Origin of the sequence: Microvirga sp. BSC39 (assembly GCF_000739015.1) — a bacterium.
Classification (GTDB): Bacteria; Pseudomonadota; Alphaproteobacteria; order Rhizobiales; family Beijerinckiaceae; genus Microvirga.
In genome coordinates this window covers 1-20,869 of record NZ_JPUG01000040.1, presented here as the reverse complement: position 1 = coordinate 20,869, position 20,869 = coordinate 1, and the positions used below count along the sequence as shown (strand labels likewise).

The following is a 20,869-nucleotide window of genomic DNA, read 5'->3' as shown; positions in this document are numbered from 1 at the left end:
AGTATAGCTGCTGTACAAAATTCAAATTTATCTGAGAAAAAACCTAGATCTACATATAATATATATAGAATATCGATTCTATCATGTTTCTGCCCCCATATAATCTTGGGTAAATATTTTTATGCTTCGATTTTCGAAGAGTCGCTACTTGGCTAAAATCCAGTAGTGGGGTGATCTTGTAAGCCAAGATAGGCCACGCATCAACTATGTGCTCAGTGATACTAGCTGTTTGATAGCGGAACGTTGTTGGGATCAGGTGCGTTGCGCGATTGAGGAGTACGCTTGGCGCTTCGACGGCCTGCGACGCCGAGCCGAAGCTTGCCAACCGGCGCTACAAGCCACCCGATTCAGACGCTTTGCCGCCAGCCCTCCAGGTCGTCGCTCACGCCAAGGAGGTCTCACATCCAGACACTTCATGAGTTTGAAGACGTCATTGTCAGTTACCCCAAACTGGCTGGTAGCCGCCTTACGGCAATAGCTCGTCTCGCCTCCGCCCGAACCCGCACACTTAAATCCAAGGAGAAGCTAAGGAGCACAAATCCTTCTGTTGAACTCACAAAGCTCTTCGTCATGTGCACTCTATATGGCCGGCAGTTGGTGGCAGCCTCTGAGCAGCCCACATTGCGGCCTGAGTACGATTGGAAGCGCCGATTTTCCGAAGGATTGTTCTAAGATGAACTTTTATAGTTGTCTCACCGACATCTAATTTGCGGGCGATGAGTTTGTTGCTTGCACCGTGCGTCAAATACCGAAGAATTTCAACTTCTCTTGATGACAGCTTCGGCAGATGTGGCTCAGAGACATTACCTGTATGCAGTTCAGATGTCCCATTCATCCAGCCGTCTGCAGTAAGCAACGTTGAGCCATTCGCAGTGTGCGTGAGCAGAGCATTAATTAACCCGGACGGAAGAACAGGCTCCCCGAGCATTACTAACTCTAAAGACTTAATCAAGGCGTCTCTGTTGGATCGGGTTTGACAAAAGCCGTCAACTAATTTGCCAATCTTTATGAGAAAGCTGGGCTCGAAGCTATCTCGTATGACAACCATGCGTGCAGTTGGATGTACGGCCCTCAAATAGCTGATGGTCTCTGCTGCTTGCTGTGTGGAGTTGTTAGCATCGATGATGAAAAGAATGGGATTTGAAAGCTCATGAGACTGATCGTTTGAGGGAAGCCCCCCTGTCATAGCTTTCATTGCGAAACATGTTCCCTCAAGCAGCTGACGCAGCCCAGCTAGCATTAGTACATTTTCCGACACGAGAATGGTGGCCACGCATGGTCTGGGAGCGCTCAGTCCCTGATTATGCTCGAACTCATTTTTCTGAGTAGGGGCTGCCGCCGCCGATTTCATTGCCAACTCCTAGTTGCTAACAGCAAAGCTTTCTTAAAAATCGATTAAAAGAGGCCGCCGGATCAATCAAGGTCTAGACCGTTCGGTCTACCTCTTTTAGGGATCGATACCCCCAGGGAAAAGCTGTTGAGCATCCAATGAGCTTCCGCCGAAAATGCTTGACCTCTTAAAAACATAGATATTGTGACGTTGTAAGACTGGGCACTGGATGGTGCCCTACAGTCACAAGGCCCTTTCCTGCTCAAATGTCAGAGGCCTCCACCCGCGCCAGTCAGAATGAGACGGTAGAGAGCAGCCCCCCACCCTCGCGATGTTACCTCTTCCACATCTGCTCATGTGGATCCGACGCTTCCCCCAGTCGGGTTCCTCTGCAGCATGCTTGGATGCACTCAAAGGCGCGGCCTCCCAAACAATGCTGAAGTAGCCCCCGAATAGACCGGACGCGATCTCCCACCTCGCTAAGAGATAGGAGTAGTGTTGGCGCTATGACCGGTTCTTCGCCGAAGATAGAGGTCCTCGACGGACCGCAACGTCGCCGCCGCTGGACGGCCGCCGAGAAGCTGGCCATCGTCCAGGAGACCTACGAACCCGACGCTACGGTCAGCCTGGTGGCCCGCCGGCATGGAGTGGCGCCCAACCAGCTCTTCCGCTGGCGCAAGCTCGCCGCGCAAGGCGCATTGACCGCCACCAGTGCCCAGGAGGAGGTGGTGGCCGCCTCCGAGTATCGGGCTCTGCAGAACCAGGTCCGCGAGCTGCAGCGGCTTCTGGGCAAGAAGACCTTGGAAGCCGAGATCCTCAAGGAGGCGCTGGAGGTCGCCACCGGGCCAAAAAAGCAGCTGTTGCGCTCGCTGTCGTGGCCCAAGGGCGGTTTGCCATGAGCATGGTCTGCTCCACGCTCCAGATCGCCCGCTCCAACATTGCCGCGCAGGTTGCTGGCCGGCCGACAAGGCGGCGGGGCCGTCCTCCTCTGCCGGACGAGGGCCTGGTGGAGGCGATCAAGGCCATCATCGGTAGCCTGCCGACCTATGGCTATCGGCGGGTTCACGCCCTTCTGGTCCGCCAGGCCCGTGAGCAGGGTCGAGCTCCTCCCAACCACAAGCGCGTCTATCAGGTCATGAAGGCTCATGGCCTGTTGCTGCAGCGCCATGTCGGCGGGGCTGAGGCGCGCCGGCACGATGGGCGCGTGGCCGTGGAGCGCTCCAATCTGCGCTGGTGCTCGGATGGGTTCGAGATCGGCTGTGACAATGGCGAGACAGTGCGGGTGGCCTTTGCCCTCGACTGCTGTGACCGGGAGGTGCTGGGCCATGTGGCCACGACCGAGGGGATCAAGGGCGCGGATGTGCAGGACCTGATGATCACCGCAGTCGAGTACCGCTTCGGGCCGGTGAACCGTCTGCCACAGACGATTGAATGGCTCTCCGACAACGGCTCAGGCTACATCGCCCATGACACCAGGAGCCTGGCACGGGACATGGGGCTGGAGCAAAGAACCACGCCGGTGCAGAGCCCGCAGAGCAATGGCATGGCCGAAGCCTTCGTGCGACCGATCAAGCGCGATTACGTCGGCGCCAGTTCGGTCCCAGATGCCTCTGCCCTTCCCTCCCAACGCGCCCACGCACTTTGTGTGGCACGGCTTATCGGCTCTAGCGCGCAACACCTTTCAACTCAGGTAGCTCCTACCGACTAGGATCAGCTGCATTACATTATGGAGATGTTGCCGCGGCGCGAAGAGTACCTCCAATCCAAAACCCCAGCCCGGGCCCCAACGAGGTGAGGTATGGAATGAACTTGCTTGTTATCTTGAGGTCCGCAGGTGCCAAATTCCTGAAGCCACTGCGTCGTATGGAACCTGCCGGATTCTCTCCAGCACAAGCCGCGGAAATTCGAAGAACACTAGAATATTGGGGCTTCTCCCAGGTTACCTCGTTGACGAACCTCGGTGGACGAGCCTCTTCCAACTACGCCTTCCATTCCTTAGAGAGAGACTACATCCTCAGGTATTACGAAGGTCCGCTCACATACCTACTGTATCAACTAAAGGTTGTTCGGCACCTAGCGGAGTACAACTTCCCATACGATGTACCCCGAATACGCTATCTATCAGACGGATCAGAGTACCTGTCTGACCGAGGTGGCTTCTGGATCGTGTACGGATTTATACCAGGACACCCAGTCACTGATCTGTTTGAGATCTCCCGCGCGGAAGAAGTTGGCGCCCTTGTCGCCAAGTTTCATTCGACAATGACAGAGTTCTCACTCGGGGACGAGGAAGGCAACTTTGTCCTCCCGATGTTTCAAACGTCGCAAGTCGTTCAAGCACTGACGGACCCACTGCCGAACACCTGCGGATCAAAAATGTCTCGAATGCACCGCAAGATGCTTGAGGTAGTAGTCAATCGCTATATTCAATTGCCTCATGCAGAAATATCCGCTGTTATGCAATTACCGAAGCAAACTATCTATAATGATTGGCATGGATGGAACATGCTTCAGAATCGCCAAGGGATCTGTGGAATCATCGATTTTGATAGCATTGTTGAGGCGCCACGAGTTGTGGACGTCCAAAATGCTCTGAGCTACATTCTCATCTCGAAGAAAGAGCCAAGTAGGGAGCTTGTAGCCGCATTTCTACGACAATACAAATTAAGTTGCCCGTTTGAAGCTCGGGAGACGCTTTTTATACAGAGCGTCATGATTGATCGTATGCTTCACATTATCAGCGACATTCAGCGAGAGTCGCCCGTTGACGTTACTCGCGTCGAACTAGCTGGACGAATGGTAAGGTTTCTTCACTGGATCGTCAGGGCTGAGAAACTTTCGCGCTGGCTTGAAGATGAAGCGGTTTCAATCTGACAGCATCCCGGGGCGGCGATCAGAGCAAAAGGATGCCGTGTTTCTAGCATTAACCGAACCTTCATGAATTAGGTGCCCCTTCGGCTCTATCTCGTTTGATCAATCCGTGCTGTCTCGGCACCGCTCATCCCATGCTGCGCCGCGGTTTGGATCAGTAGGCGACGGTTTTGACGGGCGCCGCAGGGGAGGACGGCAAGTTGCTGAACCTCATCTGCTGAGAAGTCAGTTCGCAGGCTCATCACTCGTTAGCGCAGGACGGATCCTGCCCATGCAAACAAGACTCGGCTAAGAAAGGAGACCCCGAGCTTCATAGTTTTACAACAGATGATCACTGGCATCAAAACGACCATGTTAGGATCTATGTTGGACGTCCTATTTGATCTGAGACATCGGGCTGGAGTGAAGGCGTCAGTGAGAACACGCGGCTTGCAGCATACTGCGTCAGGGGCGTTCATTTCGGTCCGGCCACCTAGGCGCATATGGTGAGTGTTAGGAGGGCGCACCTGATCTTATTGCGGCTAATTAACTTACCTCGACCGACACGTAATTTTTCGCTTCTATTATTGTTGCGCGTTAATGCAAGTCCATCATCTCAGATGAACACTATTCGGAAACTTGTTTCCACTTTCCTCGTGCACTGAGGGCCTTCTAAATCTCGGAACAACAGATCGACGCAGATGACTTATGAGGAATGCCGACAGAACCCAGGCCGCCGAAACCGGTGCATAGCGAACGACCCCCAAGAGCGCCGTAAAGCCTCGGCGGAACCGCCTGTCATGGAACGCGCGCACAATGAAATGGGCGGCAAGCGTGATATGGCCTGTTTGCACATCGGCTTTGTACTCCGGGTACCGCCGAGCGTACTCACTAACGACGATTTGATGTGAGCGTATCATCTCGTCAATATCAGACGACAGGTTCCCTTCTGTCACCCGATACCCCGTTAGCGGAGCCGGCACGACTGCGAAATCAAAATGCTCTGCAATGGACAAGTATAATTTTAAATCCTCGCAGCGGTGTGCTCCTACTTCCTTCATATTTGTGTCGTACCCACCACAACGATCAACAGCAGCCCGCGTCATGAGTGGGGAACTGCCGTTCCCAACAAAGTTGTGTGCGAGGAGTTGTTTCAGGACGTAACCTTCAAAGAAATACGGCCAAGCGCCACTCTCGATATTATCAAATTCGTCAATAGAAACTGACCAACCGTAAACCAACCCACACACCGAGCCCGATTTTCGGAACGCGGCAACTTGACGTTCGAACTTTTTGGGGTGGCATAGATCGTCAGCATCCACTGGGGCAATCAGTTCCCCTCGCGCCAAAGAGATAGCACGGTTGCGAGCCGCAGCGAGCCCCTGGTTCTCCTGATAGATCAAACGTATGCGAGGATCGTCTCGTGCGTGTCGCTCCACGAGCTCGGAAGTTTGATCCGTCGATCCATCATCGACAACTAGGATTTCGAGTTGTCGGTATGTCTGGCAGCGCACACTGGTCAGAGTGGCCTCTATCGTAGCAGCCGCGTTGTAGGCAGGAATCACGACACTAACTAGTGGTTCATCAACAGGAGCGAGGTGCTTCCCCGCTGAAGCAAGCTTGGGCAGTTCAGTTCTTGATAAAGAATTTGGGCGCACCTGCGCTAGCATGCCTTTGACATAGCCGATCACCTCGTCCCAAGCGGTGACGTTGCTGAGTGTCACGCCTCTTAGGCGCGAGCGAAGCTTTCGCACATACATGCTGACCAAGCCGCGATGCAGTTGTCGTTTCAACCTCAGTTTGGCCGAGTCTTGGAAGTTGGCTCGAAGAGCGACAATGTAGCCACTGACCTGAGACTGAACTCGCCGCCTCAGGCACTCCATACCCTTCATCGCTGCTGCAGTCGGCTCAACTCTACATGTACCCCCTGCCAACGCAACTCGAAGCCAAAGATCGCACGCGCCGGCAAACTCGGAAGCCTGTTGATCGAGTGCCTCGTCAAACTTGGTCCGCTGAAAGATACCTGCTCGGAAAGCAATATGCGAACTTGCGCCTATCTCCCAAATTGGAACGCCACTCTCTTTGATGCTCGTAATGATTTCCGGAGAAAAGTCTCTTCGCCGGAAACTCCGGCTGGCTTGCGATGACACCCCTGCTATACCGTGCGGCTCAGCTCCGAAGGCCAGCGGGAGTTCTAGTCCGGCAACGGCCATGATCTCAGTGGAGTCGAAAGCGGCGAGCAGATTCTGCAGCCAGTTCTGGTGGCAAACTAGACGATCATCGATGAAGACAATCACCTCTCCTCGCGCACGTCCGAGGCTTACGTTCTTTGCAGCGCATGGCCCCATCAAGGTTGCAGACAAATACTCAGCCCCCGCACTGGCTGCAACCGCCTCTACGTCGGCACCGTTTAGGCTGCGATCAAGAACAACAATCTGAACCGCTTGGTGCCTCTGTTCGGACAGTGAAAGCAAGCAGCGCTCGAGATCCGATAATTGCCCATTCGCGTGATCAACAATAATCGTCGCGTTAACAGGCAGGGCGCAGGTGGGGGGTGGATATGAAAGGATCGCCTGATACGCGCGCGTGGCCTCCCGGGCAGCAGCCTTAGTGATCGCAGAGTCATGATTACTTCCCGAAAGGATCTGGCCTATCGGCGTGTCATTGGTCCAGATGATGTAGAGCGTCTTGGGATTTAGATGATAGCTATCCAACTGTTCGAGTTGGATACTCTCTATATGAACGCCGCCGATTGAACTCACAAACATAGCAACGCTCGTCTGATACCATCTAATTGGGTAGACGCTCTCCACTGGATAGACACGCCCAAAGTCTGAGCCGAGGAGGAAGTGCGTCTATGTAGGCAAAATATCTTAATACACGTGCATTAACAAGTTAAACAGCTACGTATAATCCTTAAGCATAATGACTTCTCTTCGCGGTCGCTTCTTGAACTTCAGTTGGAGCATGAAACAAGAGAGCAGAACCATCACTACACATTGGCAACAGGCAGTTGCTATTAGGTATGGGGAAAGAAGCAAATCCAGAGGCTCTGGTGATGAATCTCATCCAACGACCATGCAGCTTAGGTGACCACCCGCTCTCCTGATGCATAAATCGTGCTGAACTGGGAATTTCAACAAGAAAGGAAGGGAATTCTACATCAAATTGTCTAGTAGATGAGCCAAACTGTCGCTCAATCGGTATGAGATGCTCTACCTTGTAGATTGACCGCCGCGCTCGTATTGTCGCTACAGTTCTCCGTGTGGGATCGGGAACAGGACATCACGATCAAAAAGGCCTCAATGATCGACGTTCAACTCTAGCTTATTCAACTGTATAATCTTCAATGGCGTACAACATGAGCTCAAGTCCCATCGACGACAAAAAGCGGCGCAATAATATTGATGGCGCGCACTCCAAGATAGCCGCGCACCCCGCGATCATTATTAGGCCACGGAAGAGCATCGATACCTCAGACCTTCTAGAGATTCTCCAGTTTCGAACCGTAATTTATTTCCTGATCTGGCGCGATTTCAAAGTTCGGTACCGCCAGACATTTTTGGGGCTACTCTGGGCAATCCTCCAGCCTCTAGCATCGATGGTTGTCTTCAGTCTTGTTTTTAGTCGCCTTGCAGGCATTTCTTCTGACGGAGTTCCCTATTCTGTGTTTGTGCTGGCAGGCCTCTTACCGTGGGGATACTTTTCTCATGCGCTTGCGAGTGCCTCGTCGAGCCTCACCAATAATCGCGACCTTTTGAAACGAGTGTACTTTCCTCGGCTCATTATCCCAATGGCAGCGATCCTCTCCTGCGTCACGGACCTACTAACCAGTCTTGGTCTTCTGCTCCTGGTTATGTTCGCCCTTGGGGTACCGGTTTCGCTAAATATTGTCTTTCTTCCCTTCTTCCTTCTGATTGCTATTGCTGCGGCACTTGGTGCCGGCGCTGCACTGGCGGCCGCTCATGTCAGGTATCGCGACGTGGGCTACATAACGCCGTTTGCCATCCAGATCCTGCTATTTCTTACTCCTGTGGTGTACCCAAGCAGTCTCATTCCAGCTAGTTGGCGGTTGGTCTATGGGCTCAATCCAATGGCCGGCGTTGTCGAAGGTGTACGGTGGTGCATGTTGAATATACCCCCTCATCCGGAGATGATTGTAGTCTCGGCGATAAGTACGCTCGCCATACTGCTCGGCGGGCTCTACTATTTTCAACGCAGCGAGCGAATTTTTGCGGATATTGTGTGATCAATCATGAGCGATATAGCTGTTCGGATCGAGCACCTGTCCAAAAAATACCATCTCGGTCGTCGAACAGATGGCCACCCTACTCTGCGGGACGCCGTGGCCTCACTTGGAACTCGGGTTATTCAAGGTAGATCCAAAACCGCTTCACAATCATCGGAATTTTGGGCACTGAGTGATGTGTCGTTCGACATCCAAAGAGGAGAAGTTCTTGGCATAATTGGCGCTAATGGCGCAGGAAAGAGTACGCTCCTTAAAATTCTGGCAAGGATTGTTTCGCCAACGAGCGGGCGCGCGACCGTTTACGGTCGTCTCGGTGCGCTGCTCGAAGTGGGAACTGGGTTCCATCCCGAGTTAACCGGCAGAGAAAACATTTTCTTGAATGGCGCCATTCTCGGAATGAAGCGCCATGAAATCGCGGCGAAGCTAGACCAGATTATTGACTTTGCTGGTGTAGAACAATTCATTGACACGCCCATCAAGCGATACTCCAGCGGGATGTATTTACGCTTAGCATTTGCTGTAGCAGCCCATATACAACCAGAAATTCTAGTGCTTGACGAAATCCTAGCGGTTGGCGACGCTGAATTTCAAAGGAAGTGCCTCAATCGTATTGAGACTATAGGTAACAGCGGCCGCACGGTAATTCTTGTAAGTCATCAGCTCGGTACAGTGCAGAAACTTTGCACACGGGCAATTCTTATCTCCGGTGGCAAAGTGGCTGCTGACGGATCTCCAAGCGATGTAGTCAGCGCCCATTTACGACGGACAGATGCCCAAATGGCAGCCGGATTGAGTGCCAGAACAGATCGACTTGGTGAGGGCCGGGTGAGACTGTCTCACATCGATATCTCTTCACCCACGGGAGCCTTGGTAGCTGGATCGCCCGCAGTGCTTACCTTTGAAATTTCCCGTTCCGACATCAAAGTCGATTGCTCGTTCACAATCTGTGATGAGGTTGGGGAGGCTATAGCGTCGTTCGACTCAGCCAACATTTCGGAAGTGGATTCGGTTGGCTCTCATTTTCGCTGCGAGTTCACCCCACTTCTACTCGTACCAGGGCGGTACTACATCAATGCTGGGCTCTACTCGTCTGGTGCTCTTATGGAGGATCATGTCGAACGAGCCACAGTGTTTGACGTCCACGCGGGACAGCTTGCAGGAAGAGCAGTCATTGCATATCCGGGTTACGGACATATGACGATGCAACACCAATGGACGAGAGTGTCTCAAGAAGGCTGAACCTCTATCGGCGCCTTAAATAGTTTTTAGGTTGTTCGACAGGAAACTCGGTTAACAGGTGGCGATAGACATTCTCGTCAAAACATACCGAATGTGTTCGGATTGTCACGCCGCTGCATGAGCTAGCAATTGGCCCGCAGGGACACGTGGCGGATCAGTCTTGCAGTTTGAGGGGCTATCAAATTGCCGAGGCGGGACTAGTGCCAACTGTAAGCGCGCCGTACACGCGCTTTAGTGGGTAGTGCACGCACCAGAGCAAGGTCCGTCGGCACTCATTCGAGGAGCGTCGCACGGCCTAGCAAGAGCGCAGCCAGTCAAATCTTGATGAGCCTAAGCCGTAGCCGTGGTTCAACATTGAGCCGATCAGCCGTCCGTCAATACACTCTGAAGCTATTCGCTCCGCGCTCTGGCATAGGGCGGGGCTGACACATGCCTTGCGGTGCCGGGTCGCCAGCGGCTGGGATGACAGAACTTGATCGGCGGACGCCGCCTATGCCCAGAACAGACTCAAGGACGGCTTTATATCGTGAATTTTACCTCTTCAACGGAGCAGTTTACGAAGACGAGGTTTAAGTCTCACATAGAATTCGTTGACCACGTGGCGAAATAAGATTGCGAGCCGGTCAATCTTTCTTTGCAAGCTTGGAGGCGCGTCATAGTACGCGCGGGCAATGCGAAGTGCCCGCTCAAGCTTCCGGTTGTATACGTGCTGGCTCTTTACGTAATATGATACCCATTTCAGGAACTCCATTCGAGCCGGGTGAGGCTGAAGCCGGTCATACTCGCCACTTTCGCTCGCTGACGCTGAAACCGAGCCTGAATGCTGCCTGTACCGTGCCATGCAGGTCGTAGTCACAAAGACGGGGTATTGGAGAAACACCTTGACCCAAAGACTCTGATCTTCATAGAGCCGGAAGCGCTCTTCAAACCCCCCCACTGTTTGGATAACATTGCGCCGGATTAGAACCCCGCAGGTGCAAGGCACATGTCCCCGTTGCAGGAGAATGACACGGGTCAACAAGCTAGGAGGATCGTGAAGGCGTTGGGCTAGGTCCGCGACGCTTTCGGTCCAATCTTGCTCCTCATCGCCTGGATGCCACCAGCGTGATGGGCCATAAACCATTGCGGCCTCGTGATTGGCCTCAAAGGCAGCCACAGCACTTGCAAGGGCATCAGGTTCATAAAGGTCGTCGGCGTCTAGGAACGATACAACGTCGCCTTGGGCGTGCTGAAGACCTAGATTGCGAGCTGCTGCTGCACCACGTTGCTCGTCTGCGTTGAATAACAGACGAACTCTCGAATCCAGTTCTGCAGCACGCCGCGCGATCGCAACACTATTGTCTGTTGAACCATCATCGATCAGAAGCAGTTCCCAGTCTGTTTCAGTTTGTCCTTTGACACTCCCGATCGCAGCCTCAAGATATGGCTCGGCATTCAGAAATGGCGTAATCACTGAAACCGTAGGCATCAGGGTAGTATCCTATTGCTCAACGATCGTCGAAGACGGTTGGCAATGACCTTTTTCCCGCACCGCGTCACTTCCCTCCAGATTCGGAGCCGAGTGCCAATTTGCACGTTCTCACGGGCTGCGTATGCGTTCAACCATTTTAGAAAGGCAAGCCTGGCTTTCTCATCCTCACCCGCGGCTGCGGATTGTGCAGAGCAACTTGATGAGTGTCGCCGGTACTTCGCCCAAGTGCGATCTGATAGGAAGGTTGGAGCGCGGAGGAGCACCTTTGAAAAGAAGACTTGATCTTCAAACATACCCGTGAAGGCCTCGCCAAAGCCACCCACCTGCCTGGTGAGACTGCCACGGATAAGCGCATTACATGTTGTTGGAGTTTGAGATTTGTTGGCAAGGAGGACGTGAAACAGGATCGGCGGTTCGTAGATTTTGTTAGGCGGTAATCCAAGGTCATAATAGAAGTCGCTGCCCTCCCCGTCCGCCCAAGACGACCAGATTAGCGTGCGGCCATAGACCATGCCAGCACTTGGCTGAGCCTTTAAGATTGATATCTGCTCAGCAAGCTTCTCTGGCATCCAGACATCATCGGCATCCAGGAAGCCAACGAACTCACCCCGAGCATGGGCAAGCCCAAGGTTTCGCGCAGCACTCATGCCATGGTTCTTCCGATCGCTATGGAAGAGAACCTGAATGCGAGGATCTTGATCTGCGTATCGTTGCGCAATATTTGCGCTTCCATCCATGGAACCGTCGTCAACGATTAGCAGCTCCCAGTCAACAAACGTCTGGCTAATGACGCTGACGATGGCTTGCTGCAGGAATTCTTCACCGTTGAAGACGATGATAATCACGCTGACGCATGGGGAAGGAGGTGACATGTCCGGAACACCCTGAGGGCGAGAAGATCAGAGCGGAGAGCCTTTTTCAGCAGAAGCTTAGGACATTTTGACGGAAATCATCTTGGCTCCAGTCGGCAGCCAAGATGCGTGGTATTTTCATGAGATCAGTTTTGGGAGTGATGACGCCAGCATCGGTTGTGCAGGCGAACTGGATCCCTGCTGCACGGGCTGCCGAAACGCTCGCATCATCCTGGTCACCGAAGGGATAGGCAAATCCTGGAATAGGGTGCGCCACAATGCGCTCGCATGCCATCCGGCTATCGCAAATCTCCCGCCTCTTGTCGTTATCCGGGATGAGCGGCAAGGATGGATGAGTAACTGTATGCGCTCCAATGCTGATGAGCGGGGACTCTGACAATGCTCGAGCCTCCTGCGATGTCATTACACGATCACTGCTGCGGGGACTGACGTCAACTCCCGCCCATGTAGCGAGTTCAGCAAGAGCAGAATCGCGCTCAATTGGGTCGAGCGGCCGCAATGCTCGCCAAAGCTCGGTATGTAACGCTTCACGCGCCGCGATGTCTTGCACTCCGCCGGGCTGCCCTACCTGCCAGGAACCAAAGTGGTGGCTGTTGCCACCAGCCTCGAAATTGAGCGTTAGAGGGAGAGTGGGCGTTTCTAAGATAATACGGCTAAGAACGTCCCACCAAAACCCAGGAGTATCCAGTGCCCCAGTAGTTAGGAATACGGTTGCAGGACAGTCATACTCCTCCAAGATTGGCTTGGCTGTATGAAACACATCTGCATAGCCATCATCAAAGGTAAGCACGGCACTTCTCAAAGGTATGCGGCCTTCCTGCAGTTCGTCCACAAGCCAAGCCAGTGGTACCACCTTCCGTTCACTCGTCAGTACTCTAAGATGATCAGCGAAGTAATGCGGACGCACAGCAAGTTGCCAGGGATCACAGGCTACTTCCGCGACTCGATGATACATCAACACGATTGGCCGCTCGTGGCGCGTAAGTCGCCGCAGCAAAGTCTGTGCTCGCCCGAGTCCTCTCATCAAGCTATAACTTTTTGATTGCACGTCCTGCAACAATGACTGGGCAGAAACGATCATGGACATTGAGTTCTTGGGGGGTGAGTTCATGCTCTGCGAGACCATACAAGAACGCGGTTGCAGCCAGCACATTCCCGTAATGATTAATGCTGACATTATCACTTCCGAAGTGCTCGCTCAGGAGGCGGTCGAGTGCACGCGGAGTTAGTGACCAGTACCAGGAATCTCCCCATTCCCCACGGTCGATTGAGCTTACCCAAGGCACAGTAATGAGGAGTACCCCTCCAGGACGCAACACTCGTAGAAGGGTGCGAACGGCGGCTTGCATGTCGTAGATGAGGTGCAATGTTTGGGTTAGCACAACGCAGTCGAACGTGTCTGACGGAAGATTGCTTTCACCTGCTAGGTCACCGAGGAACGTTGTTTGGGGGTTTCCTGGGAAGCGGTTTAACACGTCGGCAGTTGCCACTCGTTCAGCACCAAACTGCATTGTGTAGGTACTATCCCCAATCTCGAGGACCCGTCCCTTGATGTCAGAGGCGTTCTGCATCAGGAAGGCTTCTATATAGTGGCGGTCGAGCGGCTTTCCGCGATCGTAGCCGAATTCATTGCTGAAAGGTACTGTTCGTCTGAGATCTCCCATGCGTGGCGGTCGTTTGTCCCGGTGCTTCGCTGCGACACGCAGCGCCCCTCGCAGGCCAACTGTCAGAAGTGAACCAGGCGCCATGCTGAACATGCTGATGGTCTGTCGGGCCATCGCCCGTCGCTCGTGGCCGTGGTTGAGTGCTTTCCGAACTCTCCGCAGATGTTCCAGAAGGTAATATTGCTTTATGTTTAGGATCCCGGTTCTGCGTGCATTCCGCCATTTTTCGTTGGAGCCTGTGTAGGCCTTTTGCTTCCGCAGCACCTTAAGAGCCGTAGCAAGCATCATCGGCGCGTTGTGCGACATGTTGCGCTCATGCCGCCTGTAATCGGCAATCAACTCAGGCGCACAGGCGATGGAATACCGCTGCGCCATCCTTAGATAAACATCGTAATCCTCACAGGCCCTCAGGCTGGCATCGAAGCCTCCGATCGCTTCGAGGCATTCGCGTTGGTAAAGAACGGTCGCGTGCATACCGATGCAGTTTTCTTTCAGGAAATCCGCGTATGGGTCGTTTCCGATCGGACGAAAAGTTGCTACGTGCAGAACGTTCAGATGCTCGTCCACATATCGGTAGGCGCCGTAGACGAATCCGGCAGAGGGGTTTGCCTGAAACTGCTGCAGGTTCGCCTCAATGGCTTTCGAGAGCAAAATGTCGTCCGCATCAAGGAAGAGCACATAGCGCCCACTGGCCGCGCGCAGACCAGTATTACGCGCCGCAGCTAAGCCTTGATTGGGTTGCCGAATGACACGAACATCTGGGTAGCGGGCTGTGACGGCAGCGGGATCGTCGGACGATCCGTCGTCAACAACGATGACTTCCTTTGGCTTTACCGATTGTGCAGCGACACTATCAAGTGCATCGCCCAAATAATGAGAGTCATTGAAAGTGGTTATGATCACGGAAACGGATGTATCCGCGGGCTGCGCACGTCTCGTCGACCCGGTTGCGTGGTCCTGAGAGTTGGGCTCAGGCAGGTGGGAGTGGGACAAGATCTATCTCCAAGGAAGCGCTAGCCTTGAATTGGGTTAGTCTACTACAGGATACCCGGCAAATTTTAGCCAAGCAACGGACCTGCGCACCGCCTCAGGAAAAGTGACGATTGGTTCGAAGCCAAGGCGCTCCTTGGCTCGTGTCGTGGGTAAGCGGTAGCCACATTGGTGGAGGAGCGCGCGTTCGTGGCTCGCCTCCAGCCGGTTTCTGGCGTGGGCTTTTTTTTCGGGCTTGTCACGCTGGAGCCGGTAGGAGGCATACCCGGCCCGCAAGGCGTGCCGCATGGGTTCTGGGAGCCTCCGATAGGCTGCGACAAGTTCTGGCGTGTGACGGAGGCGGCTAAGCAGCGGACGATGGGGTGCTGCAACAGGAGGATCTGGCAAATCCGCCATGCGGAATCCAAGCGCCTCCACGATCGGCCGACACAGATCGCACCAAGTAACCTGTTCGGCATCGCTCACCAAGAAAGCTTGGCCGTCGATGTGTGGAGCCCTGGCAGCCAGCTGAATCGCATGCACCAAATTGTCGATGTATATACTGTTGCATATGCCGCGTCCACCGCCGACAAGGTACGCTTGCCCGGCGAGGAGTTCATCTGCCAATCCCGCTGTCCAAGCTGACTTTGGGCCGTGAACAATACCTGGACGAAGTATGACGATTTCAACGTCCCCAGCGCGGCGCAACGCAGAGAGCCGCGCTTCTGCACGCACCTTAAAGTTGTTATAGGCAATCGGCTGCCGGTCTGAGAGCGGGCTGGTTTCGTCGGTCCCGGGTGCAGGATCTTGGCCATGGACCGACGCGGTGCTCAAGTAAATCAGCCGCTTTACGCCAGCCTGGTGGGCCGCTCGGTAAACAGGTTCCAACGTTCCCAAAATCGTGTGGCGATCGCCAGCGACAGCGTGTAGTACGGTTTGGCAGCCGAGAAAGGCCGCCCGCAGAGCGGTCTCGTCTCGAGCATCAGCGACCCGGGCATCAAGGGCGAAACGGCAGACGTGGGCGAGTGCCTCGGCACGGCGGACAAGTGGCCTTGGCTCGGCCCAGCCGAGTAGCCGCATCATCTCGACCGTCCGTCCGCCGATGAAACCATTGGCCCCAAGAACAGCTATGGTATGGCTCATGTCAGGTTTTCCGAGAGAGCTAAAGCCTGTGAAAACTCGGCATCCGAGAGCCATGGCATATGCATCAACCTACGGTTGGCATAGCACCGATCGATAATCCGTACCACATCGAGGCCAACTTCACCGGGGACGGGAGCGTGGGTTCCGCCATGGACGGCGTTGATGAAGGAGGCAATCTGATTTTCGAAGGAAGCATTAAAGTCATGAACCGGGTGGGAGGCCCTCATGCGTTGGGGATTTGATGTGTTGCACTTGAGTGCCGCACTAAGGGTGAGACTTCCCCCGCAGGTGCCAAGTTCAAGGTCGCGACCGTCGTTGGCATTCCAAGCAAGCCAACTCTTTTCACCCTCGATAAACCAGCGGTTCGGTTGCTGCCAATCACGGCTCAAGCGCACCACTGCTTGGAAGTCTGAATAATCGAGCACCACTCGACAATTTGCCTCAACACCACCCATAGAATCATCTTCGTAGTCGACGGCTAGAGGCGGTCCAAACCACCATGTTAGAAGATCAAGCACATGGGTGCCGACATCCTGGAGCACGCCGCCGCCTGAAAGAGAGCGGGAAAAGTATGCCGGTGAGTGTACGGGCCAACTCATAGGCCCCCCTTCAAAGCAGTGCACGCGGCGTGGACGACCCAAAACGTCAGCTGCTAGAAGGTCACGGATCATACGAGCAGCTGGAAGATGTCGGCGTATGAGGCCTACGCCGAGCATTCGCTTGCTTTGCTTGGCTGCAGTCAACATGCGGTCAGCATCGCTGCTGTTCGTCGCTAAGGGCTTTTCACAAAAAACATGAAGGCCCGCTGTGAGAGCTGCCGTGACCTGTTCCGCGTGAAAATGGGGCGGCGAAGCGACAATAAGGACCTCTGGGCCGTTCAAACAATCGCTAAACGTGTCCGCGACTCTTGCTGCTTTGAACTGACTGCAGAGTGCTTCGGCACTCGTGCGATCGGGGTCGAATGCGACCTTGAGCTCAATCTTGCCAGCGGCTGTAAGCGCCGCCAAAGCTGGCGCATAATACAGCCGAGTGACAGCCCCACAACCAGCAATAGCCACTGACACAGGTGTGCATCTGTCAGATGACTCAACCATGACGCAACCTATGAATACCGGACCGAACAAACATTCGTGCCGCACGCAGCAGAACGTCAAAAGAATGTTCGAAGAGAAGGGCCTCCCGAAGCTGCGCAAAGAATGCTGAGACGTCGCCCTTTTCCAACATCTGACCTGCTGCTGCAATCGCAGAACGAGCATAGGCGTTGCGAGCATGTCGCTCTGCCGTTGGCTTTATTGCGTCCGGCAGGTAGGCGCGGAAGATTTCGATTGCCGCCCGGGTATAAGCCATATCCTCCGCTGTGAGTTGGTGCCGCGCGGATGAAGAGGCGTCATGAAGTCGATATAGCGCGAGCGGCTCGGGTTCGTACCAAATCGGATAATTCGCCGCGATGCGAACCCACATTTCCCAATCTTCACTGCATGCCAGCCGCCGATCGAACGCGCCAAGTCGTTCGTAGACCTCGCGCCTGACAACGATTGAGGGCGTCATGATCCTCTGCTCCTGCGCCAGGCGAAGCAACGCGTTGGGGAGAATGCCCGCAGCGGGTTCTTCTAAGGGAGAAAATGACAACCTTCGACCTGAGGCATCGACGAAGGCTTGCCTGCAGAACGCTGCACCGATTTCAGGAGCAAGCTCAAATCCTTGTCCGAGCTTCTCGTAAAATTTGGGCCGAACGCAATCGTCTCCATGCAGAATATGGACCAGATGACCCCGCGCGCGGTTGAGGCAGGTCTCAAAGTTTGAAATATGTCCGACGTTTCGTGCTTGCTTGAAGAATCCAACCCTCCCCTGCCCTACAGACCTTACTACAGCGGCTGGATCATCTTGGGTGGAGTTATCATCGACCACCTCAATTTGCATGAGGTTTGGACCTGGGTCTTGATCCAAGACGCTTCTGATGGTCTCACCTAAATACTGAGCACAGTTATATGTGGGGATCATCACGGACCAAAGTGGACGCTCCACATCCGACGCGAGAGCTGACACTGTGCTGCGGTACTGAATTGCTCCAGTCATGTTGATGACAACAGCCTTTGAACTAGAAGATGCTTCGCTAAACCAAGCACTTGTCTGTATGATACTGAATCTCCGACGCCACCACCTAAAGAAGCGCGCCAGAGACACTCCCAAGCCTGATTAATCTTGCCGTTTGATGAGAATTCAACGGACCAATCGTAGAAGTACCGGGAGCAGGCTTCTCGTGCGATACGATCGTATTTGAAATTCAGCACTTCGTTCATCCGACGGTAGAACGAGAATATTAGCTTTCTTTTTTGTCCATTGGGCAGTGACGAAAACATGCCCCCGTCGTGCATGCGATAGACACCAACATCCTCATCCTGGAAGGCGATCTTACCCTTCTCTGCACATAAGATGTACAGTGGCCAATCGGTGATTGGGAAGAATGCGGCGTACCACTCTGGAACATCTTGGATAGGAGCGAGGCGCAGCATCCCAGCGCAGGTCGCGAATGGATTGCCGTACCAGATATCGTGGAGGTTCGAGAACTTTTTTTGGTGAGAAGGCGTCCAGCGTTGCGGGCTAGTCACGTCCCCGTTGGCCACTAACGCATTATGAAATACGGCTGCACAATCCGGATTTTCGTCCAGAAAAGAGGCTTGAGCCTGGAGTTTCGAGGTGGACGTCCAGAAATCGTCACCGTCGAGCAAGGAAATGTACTTTCCTTGAGCCACTCGGAGTCCACGCGCTACTACCTCATTGGAACGCAGGTTGCGCTTTGATTCAAGAACATGGATCCGACCTGGCCATCGCCGGGCGATAGAGTGTATGATTTGTGGTGTTCTGTCGGTTGACGCGTCCTCGCTGACGATGACCTCGAACGGAAAGTCCGTCTGCTGTGCCATGACACTCTCGAGAGCATGACGAACGAACCGCTCGTGATTGTAGGCAATCACCAAGACACTAACTCTGACAGGTTCAGATATCCTCGCCATAGCGCCGCTCGTTCAATCCAGCAGCAACATGCCTATACAGCTAGGAGAGGCTCGTGCTCCACGATACTATGTACAATCCATGGGCTCCTGAGTCATCAGCCGTGGCTATAGGCGCGAGTTGAAATCACTCTTATGATTAATTTCAGCGTGCAATAGGAGGTAACGGGTGCGGTGCTCGTCTTGTTGGCAACTGCAGATCATGTGTCAGTTACTCGAAACACCGAATTTCCAGCCAGGGGCGCCCGCGGCTGGGCCACAAGCCCATGGCGGCAGATCGTTCAGCATTCAGTGGTAGGGGCGTCGCCGTCGACGCTTAGCGAAGGCTGTTGAACCCCGCTCAAGGTGGGTTTTTGCTGGTCAGTTGCTTCAAAACAGGCACATCTCATAAGCTGCTGCCAGCCCTGTCCTTCACCAAGCACATCAAATTACTAGAGCACCGGTCATTCAGACGAATCCGTATCCGGCCGCGGTGAAGTAGTTACGGCATGCCTCGGGCTCGACGAGATCACAGATGTCGCCGATGGCCCGCCAGAGCGCCTCGACGGTTCGGGCTTCGGCTTTGCGCAGATGGGCTTTGATCTGGGAGAAGACCTGCTCGATCGTTTTGCCATAATGCCTCTCAATAACTGCTTCCTGTTGACGTTCAGTCTGATGGCTTGATGCGAGCTGCGGGGCTATCCGCGAGCTTCACCAGCCAAATGCGTTGTTTGCCCACCTGAGCCAGCCGGCCCTTGAGCGTGCCACGCCGCAGCCAGCCGTACACCGTCTGCCAGTGGGTTCCGAGTTGGTCGGCCACCTCCTGCAAGGTCATTTCCTCAGCATCCGCACGCGGCACTTTCCCGGACCAGATCGGCCGGGTCGTGCCGTGTCCGTGCCGCTGCAGCAGGCGCCGGATCATCGGAGCGTTGAAGGCGCTGCGCTTGGCCGGCCGAAAGCCCTCCGCGTTCAGGATGGCAGCAATCTGCTCTGCCGTGGTACCGGCCGTCCGCAACTCCACCGCCCGTGCCAGCAGCTGATCGAAGTTCGCCAGCTGCTCGAACCGCCGCACCGGACGGATCACCGCATGCCGGGTGATGACGCCGCCGGCCCAGTGGCACGCGATCTCCGCCCGCTCGGTCGCGCCCTGCAGATGGATTACCACGCGTTCGAGCATGGTCCGCGCGATCGTCTGCCGGTCGCGCGCCGTTGTGGATGCGGCGCTCCACAGGGCCGGAATGTCCTCGGCCAGGCAGTGCACGGCTGCCGGTTCCTCGGGCGTCAGCGGGTCCGGCTCGCAGGCCAGGACCCGGTGGTGCTCACTCTCCGGCGTCTGGTGGGCGGCCGGCGCGGCTTCCCAGTCCCGCTCCAGGGTGCGGGCGACGAGGCGGTTGGACGGGTCGACCGCCTCATAGCGCCGGCGGGCCAGATCCGCCTCGTAGATTGCCCGTTCCAGCCGCTGCTTCCAGTGCCGCCGTCGTTGCTGGCGCTCCAGCTCGAGATCCTCGGCCACCTGCAGGCTGACCTCAATCGCCGACGGCGAGAGCGCTTCCAGCATCAGGGCACTGACATGCTCATCCACCGGGCGGGCACTGATCGACTGGCACTGGGGCGCGCCGTAGGTCGTCGCCATCTGATTGCAGGAATACCGCGCCTCCCGGCCATCGTCGTTGTAGGTGACGCACATGCGCCGGCCACAGACCCCGCAGGCCACCAGCCCGCCGAGCAGCGCGGGACCGCCGCGGGGAAGGCCGGTGTGGCGGGCGCGATTGGCGGCCATCTGCTCCTGGTTCCGCTCGAAGGTGTCCCAATCAATGTAGGCCGGACGCATGCCTCGGTGCAGAACCTTCCAGGCCTTTGGATCGCGCAGGAAGCGTTTGCCGCTGTGCGGCTGGCCGGGCCGGCGCAGGCGGCCGTCATAGGTGCGGCGGCCATAGACATAGGCGCCGGCATAGAGCGGGTTGCGCAACATGTCGCGCAGCGTCTGCCCGTTGGGCCGGGTCCAGTGCACCTCTCCTTTGTGCGGCCCGCGGCGAATGCGATCCGGCAGGCGAAGGTCGTGGTCAACGAGATAGCGCAGCACACCGCTGAC

General features: G+C 55.0%; 14 protein-coding genes and 2 pseudogenes. 4 read left to right on the top strand and 12 right to left on the bottom strand.

Annotated features, from left to right (window positions below; genetic code table 11):
• Positions 1–568: 568 nt before the first annotated feature.
• Positions 569–1,351: a response regulator transcription factor gene (locus MA07_RS28640; protein WP_081928783.1), complete on the bottom strand. Its 783-nt coding sequence runs from the start codon at positions 1,349–1,351 to the stop codon at positions 569–571.
• 485 nt (positions 1,352–1,836) lie between these two features.
• Between MA07_RS28640 and MA07_RS28635 the strand changes: the two are divergent.
• Positions 1,837–2,957: pseudogene (locus MA07_RS28635) on the top strand (IS3 family transposase); the annotation flags it as partial.
• A 176-nt stretch (positions 2,958–3,133) separates the two neighbouring features.
• Positions 3,134–4,204 carry a phosphotransferase gene (locus MA07_RS04895; protein WP_036347690.1) on the top strand — a complete coding sequence of 357 codons (1,071 nt, stop codon included), beginning with the start codon at positions 3,134–3,136 and terminating at the stop codon, positions 4,202–4,204.
• A 587-nt stretch (positions 4,205–4,791) separates the two neighbouring features.
• On the opposite strand, the gene MA07_RS27545 is transcribed toward MA07_RS04895, so the two are convergent.
• Entirely contained in the window at positions 4,792–6,948 is a 2,157-nt protein-coding gene (locus MA07_RS27545) for a glycosyltransferase (protein WP_052002849.1), read from the bottom strand.
• A gap of 593 nt (positions 6,949–7,541) precedes the next feature.
• Here MA07_RS27545 and MA07_RS04885 point away from each other — a divergent pair.
• Positions 7,542–8,429 carry an ABC transporter permease gene (locus tag MA07_RS04885; protein WP_160195385.1) on the top strand — a complete coding sequence of 296 codons (888 nt, stop codon included), beginning with the start codon at positions 7,542–7,544 and terminating at the stop codon, positions 8,427–8,429.
• 6 nt (positions 8,430–8,435) lie between these two features.
• On the top strand, positions 8,436–9,668 hold the full coding sequence (locus tag MA07_RS28630) for an ABC transporter ATP-binding protein (RefSeq protein ID WP_081928782.1): 1,233 nt from the start codon (positions 8,436–8,438) through the stop codon (positions 9,666–9,668).
• Positions 9,669–10,209: 541 nt separating this feature from the next.
• Here MA07_RS28630 and MA07_RS04880 read toward each other — a convergent pair.
• From MA07_RS04880 to MA07_RS04840, 10 genes and pseudogenes are all read right to left on the bottom strand, one after another.
• Positions 10,210–11,136, bottom strand: coding sequence for a glycosyltransferase (locus tag MA07_RS04880; protein ID WP_052002847.1), 927 nt, complete (start codon positions 11,134–11,136; stop codon positions 10,210–10,212).
• Positions 11,136–12,011 (bottom strand): glycosyltransferase family 2 protein, encoded by an 876-nt coding sequence (locus tag MA07_RS04875; RefSeq protein ID WP_052002846.1) that lies wholly within the window; start codon positions 12,009–12,011, stop codon positions 11,136–11,138. Before MA07_RS04875 ends, MA07_RS04880 begins: the two co-directional genes overlap by 1 nt.
• A 46-nt stretch (positions 12,012–12,057) precedes the next feature.
• The gene (locus tag MA07_RS28625) at positions 12,058–13,092 is read right to left on the bottom strand and encodes a polysaccharide deacetylase family protein (RefSeq protein ID WP_160195384.1); all 1,035 of its coding nucleotides are present in this window, start codon (positions 13,090–13,092) and stop codon (positions 12,058–12,060) included.
• Positions 13,040–14,578 carry a glycosyltransferase gene (locus MA07_RS28620; RefSeq protein ID WP_152568725.1) on the bottom strand — a complete coding sequence of 513 codons (1,539 nt, stop codon included), beginning with the start codon at positions 14,576–14,578 and terminating at the stop codon, positions 13,040–13,042. Before MA07_RS28620 ends, MA07_RS28625 begins: the two co-directional genes overlap by 53 nt.
• A 126-nt stretch (positions 14,579–14,704) precedes the next feature.
• A complete protein-coding gene (locus MA07_RS04860) occupies positions 14,705–15,787 on the bottom strand; it encodes an NAD-dependent epimerase/dehydratase family protein (RefSeq protein WP_036347685.1) in 1,083 nt (360 codons plus the stop codon).
• On the bottom strand, positions 15,784–16,881 hold the full coding sequence (locus MA07_RS28615) for a Gfo/Idh/MocA family oxidoreductase (protein WP_081928779.1): 1,098 nt from the start codon (positions 16,879–16,881) through the stop codon (positions 15,784–15,786). The genes MA07_RS04860 and MA07_RS28615 overlap by 4 nt, the downstream gene beginning before the upstream one ends.
• Positions 16,874–17,788, bottom strand: a complete 915-nt coding sequence (locus MA07_RS04850) for a glycosyltransferase (protein WP_244445159.1) — start codon at positions 17,786–17,788, stop codon at positions 16,874–16,876. Before MA07_RS04850 ends, MA07_RS28615 begins: the two co-directional genes overlap by 8 nt.
• Positions 17,789–17,859: 71 nt before the next feature.
• Entirely contained in the window at positions 17,860–18,801 is a 942-nt protein-coding gene (locus MA07_RS04845; RefSeq protein WP_036347680.1) for a glycosyltransferase, read from the bottom strand.
• 444 nt (positions 18,802–19,245) lie between these two features.
• A pseudogene (locus tag MA07_RS30725) lies at positions 19,246–19,401 on the bottom strand (IS630 family transposase); the annotation flags it as partial.
• Positions 19,402–19,444: 43 nt separating this feature from the next.
• Positions 19,445–20,869 (bottom strand): recombinase family protein (locus MA07_RS04840; protein WP_036347678.1); only part of this gene is annotated, 1,425 nt, incomplete at its 5' end.